Annotated in this window: 6 protein-coding genes; all 6 read left to right on the top strand. The window is 31.4% G+C overall.

Features of this window, described 5'->3' with window-relative positions:
- Positions 1-186: cytochrome c-type biogenesis protein (locus ACTTBL_RS05660; protein ID WP_440643990.1), on the top strand; the 186-nt coding region annotated here is incomplete at its 5' end.
- A gap of 11 nt (positions 187-197) precedes the next feature.
- Positions 198-710, top strand: a complete 513-nt coding sequence (locus tag ACTTBL_RS05655; RefSeq protein WP_440643989.1) for an acyloxyacyl hydrolase — start codon at positions 198-200, stop codon at positions 708-710.
- A 12-nt stretch (positions 711-722) separates the two neighbouring features.
- Positions 723-1,874, top strand: a complete 1,152-nt coding sequence (locus ACTTBL_RS05650; RefSeq protein ID WP_440643988.1) for an alpha-hydroxy acid oxidase — start codon at positions 723-725, stop codon at positions 1,872-1,874.
- Between the two features lie 105 nt (positions 1,875-1,979).
- The gene (locus ACTTBL_RS05645) at positions 1,980-3,143 is read left to right on the top strand and encodes a pyridoxal phosphate-dependent aminotransferase (protein WP_440643987.1); all 1,164 of its coding nucleotides are present in this window, start codon (positions 1,980-1,982) and stop codon (positions 3,141-3,143) included.
- Positions 3,144-3,146: 3 nt separating this feature from the next.
- Positions 3,147-4,643, top strand: coding sequence for an FAD-linked oxidase C-terminal domain-containing protein (locus ACTTBL_RS05640; protein WP_145596694.1), 1,497 nt, complete (start codon positions 3,147-3,149; stop codon positions 4,641-4,643).
- Positions 4,597-5,517: FAD-binding protein (locus tag ACTTBL_RS05635; protein ID WP_440643986.1), on the top strand; the 921-nt coding region annotated here is incomplete at its 3' end. The genes ACTTBL_RS05640 and ACTTBL_RS05635, both read left to right, overlap by 47 nt.

Raw genomic sequence — 5,517 nt, 5'->3', positions numbered from 1 at the left:
GATAAAAAGCTTCAAGAAGGTCTTTCTGAAGATCAAATTTATGAATATTTTAAAACTAAATATGGAGAATGGATACTTTACGATCCTGGTTTAAATAAAAATACATATATTCTTTGGTTATTGCCGATATTGATATTTTTAATCGGAGGTGCAATAATCTATAAAAGCTTTATAGTTAAAAAATAAATTAATTAGTGATGAAATTAAAAAAATTTTTAATCAGTCTGTTAATGATCACATTCGCATTTTCTTCAATTGCAGAGGAAAAAGTTTTAAAAGATCAAAATACAGAATTTAGTGTTTACACAGGAATGTTTGATTTTAGTGATGATGGAAAAAAATCAAATTTAATTGGTTTTCAACATCAGAATGAGAATTTAAATAGAGATACTTTTTTAGGAAATCTTTCTCCTATAACTGGATTTTTATTTACAGCTGATAATGCAGGATATATTTATACAGGTGTTCAAGCCCAATATAAATTAGGGGCATTAAATTTAACTCCCAGCTTTACACCAGGAATATATCATGAGGGAGATGGTAAAGATTTAGGCCATTTAATTGAATTTAAAAGTGAGTTACAAATTTCACTTGATCTGTCAAAAACAAGTGAATTAGGTTTTTCCTACAATCATATATCTAATGCAAGTCTAGGAGATAAAAATCCTGGGGCAAATAGTTATATGTTTAATCTCTTTAAAAGCTTTTAATAAAGAAACATAATGAATATCAATGACTGTTATAATTTTGAAGATTTTAGAAAATTAGCAAAAAAGAAATTACCCGCTCCTATTTTTCATTATATTGATGGTGGAGCAGATGACGAAGTTACATTAAATAGAAATACAGATGCTTTTAATGATTGTGATTTAGTTCCTAATATTCTTAATAGTGTTGGCGAGCCAGATTTATCTACCACTGTTTTTGGTAGAAAAATCAGTATGCCGTTATTTTTATCTCCTACGGCAATGCAAAGTTTGTATGACCCTGAGGGTGATAAAGCTTCTGCAAGAGCTGCAGAGAAGTTTGATACAATTTATAGCATGTCCACAATGGCATCTTTTTCAATTGAAGAGGTTGCTAATGTTTCTAGTGGGCCAAAACTTTTTCAACTTTATATTCACAAAGACAAATCAATTACTGATGATTTGATTGAAAGATGCAGTAGAGCAAATTTTGATGGAATGTGCATTACTGTAGATACGCTAGTTGCTGGAAACCGAGAAAGAGATCATAGAACAGGTTTTACTACACCACCTAAATTTACTTTCGATAGTTTATTGAGTTTTGCAATGAGACCTGGATGGGTTTTCAAATACTTTACAAATAAAAAATTTGAATTAGCAAATATTAAAAACAAAACTGATAAAGGTACTAATATTGCAAAATCAGTTATGGATTATATTAATGAACAATATGATCCAGCAATGAATTGGAAAGATGCAGAATATTGTATTAAAAAATGGAATAAGCCTATGGCATTAAAAGGCGTAATGTCAGTAGAAGATGCTAAAAGAGCAATAGATATTGGTTGTACAGCAATTATGATTTCAAATCATGGAGGAAGACAACTTGATGGATCAAGATCTCCATTTGATCAAGTTAAAGCAATTTCAGATGCAGTTGGTGATAAATTAGAAATTATTCTTGATGGTGGTGTAAGAAGAGGAACACATGTTCTCAAAGCTTTAGCCGCAGGAGCAACAGCATGTAGTTTTGGAAAAGCATTTCTTTTTAGCTTAGGTGCCGGTGGACAAAAAGGTGTTGAAAGACTTTTAGAAAACATGCAAAAAGAAATTAGAAGAAACATGATTTTAATGGGCTGTAAGTCTGTTAAAGATTTTGATGCGTCAAAAATAATATATAGAGACTAAAATAAAGGAGATTTAACAATTAATTAATAAAATTAATTATTTTATCTAAATAGACAAAGACCTATTTTTCGTTTAGTTTGCCAACTTTAATTTAAAATTTTAATTATGGAACTAGCAAAATCTTTAAGCAGACTTGGAACAGAAAGTGCCTTTTCAGTTTTAGCTGAAGCAAAAAAACTTGAAGCACAAGGCAAACCAATGATTCATTTAGGATTAGGTCAACCTGATTTTAAAACTCCAAAACATGTTGTTGATGCAGCTAAAAAAGCTTTAGATGACGGTCATCATGGATATGTTCTTTCAAATGGAATTTTAGAATGCAGACAAGCAGTAACTAGATGGATAAAAAAACGTTACAGTGCAGAAGTAGATCCTGAAAGAATTATAATTATGCCAGGTGGAAAACCAACGATGCATTATGCAATACAATGTTTTGGTGAGCCTGGAGTTGAAATTATTCATCCAACACCTGCTTTCCCAATTTATGAGTCTATGATTAATTATACTGGCTCAACATCAGTTCCTTATGATTTAACAGAAGATAAAGATCTTAAATTTAGTGCAGATAAAATTTTATCTTTAATTACTGATAAAACTAGATTGTTAATTTTAATCAATCCAAACAACCCAACAGGAAGTTTTGTAGAAAAACCAGAAATAGATAAGTTAGCTGAAGGTTTAAAAAAACATCCTCACGTAACTATTTTAAGTGATGAAATTTATAGTAGACAAATTTTTGATGGAAAAGAAATGCCTACATTTTTTAATTATCCTGAATTAAGAGAAAGATTAATTGTGTTAGAAGGCTGGAGTAAAGCTTATTCTATGACGGGTTGGAGACTTGGTTGGAGTTTTTGGCCAGAGAATTTAGTTGAGCATGTAAATAAATTATTAATCAATAGTGTTTCATGTGTAAATGCAGCAGCACAGTTTGCAGGTATTGCAGCTTTAGATGGACCTGATGATTCAATTAACGAGATGATGGAAAAATTTACATTGAGAAGAAAATTAATTCATGAAGGTTTGAATAGCTTACCAGGTGTAGAATGTAGTTTACCAGGTGGAGCATTTTATGCATTTCCTAAAGTTATTGGAACTGGAATGGATGGAAGTGAATTCTGTAAAAGAGCTATGCATGAAGCAGGTGTTGCTATAGTTCCGGGTACTGCTTTTGGTAAAACATGTAAAGATTACGTCAGATTTAGCTTTGCAGCCTCTCGAGATAACATTTCTAACGCATTGGAAAATATCAAAAAAATGCTAGGCTAAGCTATGTCTGAAATAGCTTTGCCAAAAGTTGATAGAACAATAGTCAGTAAAAAAGACTTAATTGTAAATAATCTTAAACAATTTACCGATAAAAAAAATGTTTTAAGTGAATTAGATGAAATAAGACCTTACGAAACAGATGCACTAGCTGCTTACAAAAATTTACCTTTAGCCGTTGTACTACCTGAAAATACTCAGGAAGTAAGTGAGATATTAAAGTTTTGCCATAGAGAAAATATTAAAGTTATTCCAAGAGGAGCAGGAACTGGTCTTTCAGGTGGAGCTCTTCCATTAAATGATGCAATTTTATTAGGACTTGGAAAATTTAATAAAATTTTAGATATAGATTTTGATAACAAGTGTGTTGTTACTCAACCGGGTGTTACAAATTTATCAATTACTCATGCAGTTAAGCATAAGGGATATTACTATGCCCCAGATCCTTCAAGTCAGTTAGCTTGCTCAATAGGTGGAAATGTTGCTGAAAACTCTGGGGGCGTTCATTCATTAAAATACGGAACCACAACAAATAACATTTTAGGAGTTGAGATGGTTATGATGGATGGAACTATTTGTAGAATAGGTGGAAAAACTTTAGATCAAGAGGGATACGATTTATTAGGACTAATCTGTGGATCTGAAGGATTGTTAGGTGTGATTACAGAAGTGACAGTTAAAATTTTAAAAAATCCACAAACTGTTAAAGCTGCTTTAATTGGTTTTCCAACAATTGAAGACGGAGGGAATTGTGTAACAGATATTATTTCAAATGGAATTACACCAGCAGGTATGGAAATAATGGATAAAGCTTTAATTGATGCAACAGAGAAATTTGTTCATGCAGGTTATCCCATGGATGCCGAAGTTTTAATGATTGTTGAACTTGATGGAACTAAATCTGAGGTGGAAGAATTGTTTAAACAAATAAAACAAATAGCAGAAAAAAATAAATCAAATAGCTTTAAGTTAAGTAAAAATGAAAAAGAAAGATTAGGATTTTGGTCAGGAAGAAAAGCAGCTTTTCCCGCATGTGGAGCAATGGCACCTGATTATTATTGTATGGATGGAACAATTCCGAGAGGAAAGCTTTCAGAAATTCTTAAAGAGATAAGTAGATTATCAAAGAAATATAATTTGGGAGTAGCAAATGGTTTTCATGCTGGAGATGGTAATTTACATCCATTAATTCTTTTTGATGGAAGCAATAAAGAGGAACTTAGAAGAACAGAGGAATTTGGTGCTGAAATTCTCAAAGCTTGTGTCAGAATGGGTGGAGCATTGTCTGGTGAACATGGGATAGGAATTGAAAAAAGAGAGTTAATGTGTGAAGCATTTAATGACAATGATATTCAGCAACAAATAAATATTAAAATGTCATTAGATGAAAAAAATCTTTTAAATCCTGGAAAAGTTTATCCAATATTAAGAAAATGTGCGGAGGAAGGAAGAGTTCATGTTCACAGAGGAGAAGAAAAATTCCCAGATCTTCCAAGATTCTAATCATCTGTCACCCACAAGTGAGTTAGAGGTTTCAGAACTAATCAAAGAAGCTTATAAAAAAAAATTTCCAATTGATATCCACGGAAGTAATAGTAAAAAATTTATTGGATATAATGTTCAAGCGGCAAAGAGCTTAGATTTTTCAAGTTTATCTGGAGTAATCGAATATCTTCCTGAGGAGCTGTATATAAAGGTCAAACCAGGAACACTGATAAAAGATATAGAAAATATTTTAGAAAAAAATAATCAAGAACTTTCATTTGAGCCAACTGATTTTGGTTACCTTAAAGAAGGAAAATCAAATAAAGGGACAGCTGGCGGATGTGTTTCTTGCAATTTTGCAGGCTCAAGAAGATTTAAAGTAGGTAGTGTAAGAGATTTTATTTTAGGTTTTAGAGGGGTCAATGGAAAGGGCGACATAATTAAATCAGGAGGCACAGTTGTTAAAAATGTGACTGGATATGATTTATCTAAACTAGTTAGCGGTTCTTTTGGAACATTGGTTGCTCTTACGGAAGTCACTTTAAAAATCTCAGCAAAAAAACCATCTCAAAATACAATTATTATTTATGAGAAAGATCCAAAAATAATTTCAGACTTATTTAATATGGTTTTGAGTTCTAGTAATGAAATATCAGGTGCAGTGTTTGTACCAGATGAACCCAAATCTAAAAAATTCACACCAAATAAAAGTAAAGCATTTAAATTAAATGATTTAGATCAAGAGGGTGCTTTTTTTGCATTTAGAATTGAAGGGGATCAAAATTCTATTAAGGAAAGAATTAAGGATATTTCAAACGAAATGGATTTAAAAAAATACAAAACATCAAATTTAGATATTTATCAATCCGATCTTTTTTGGAAAAGTATAAAT

Source organism: Candidatus Pelagibacter sp. HIMB123 (genome assembly GCF_052048195.1).
Taxonomy (GTDB): Bacteria; Pseudomonadota; Alphaproteobacteria; order Pelagibacterales; family Pelagibacteraceae; genus Pelagibacter.
This window is presented reverse-complemented; position numbering and strand designations above follow the sequence as displayed.

What these genes read in the sequence shown, in the direction of transcription:
- ACTTBL_RS05645 (WP_440643987.1), top strand. Translation starts at nt 1,980, where the DNA reads ATGGAACTAGCAAAATCTTTAAGCAGACTTGGAACAGAAAGTGCCTTT.
- ACTTBL_RS05640 (WP_145596694.1), top strand. Translation starts at nt 3,147, where the DNA reads ATGTCTGAAATAGCTTTGCCAAAAGTTGATAGAACAATAGTCAGTAAA.
- ACTTBL_RS05655 (WP_440643989.1), top strand. Translation starts at nt 198, where the DNA reads ATGAAATTAAAAAAATTTTTAATCAGTCTGTTAATGATCACATTCGCA.
- ACTTBL_RS05650 (WP_440643988.1), top strand. Translation starts at nt 723, where the DNA reads ATGAATATCAATGACTGTTATAATTTTGAAGATTTTAGAAAATTAGCA.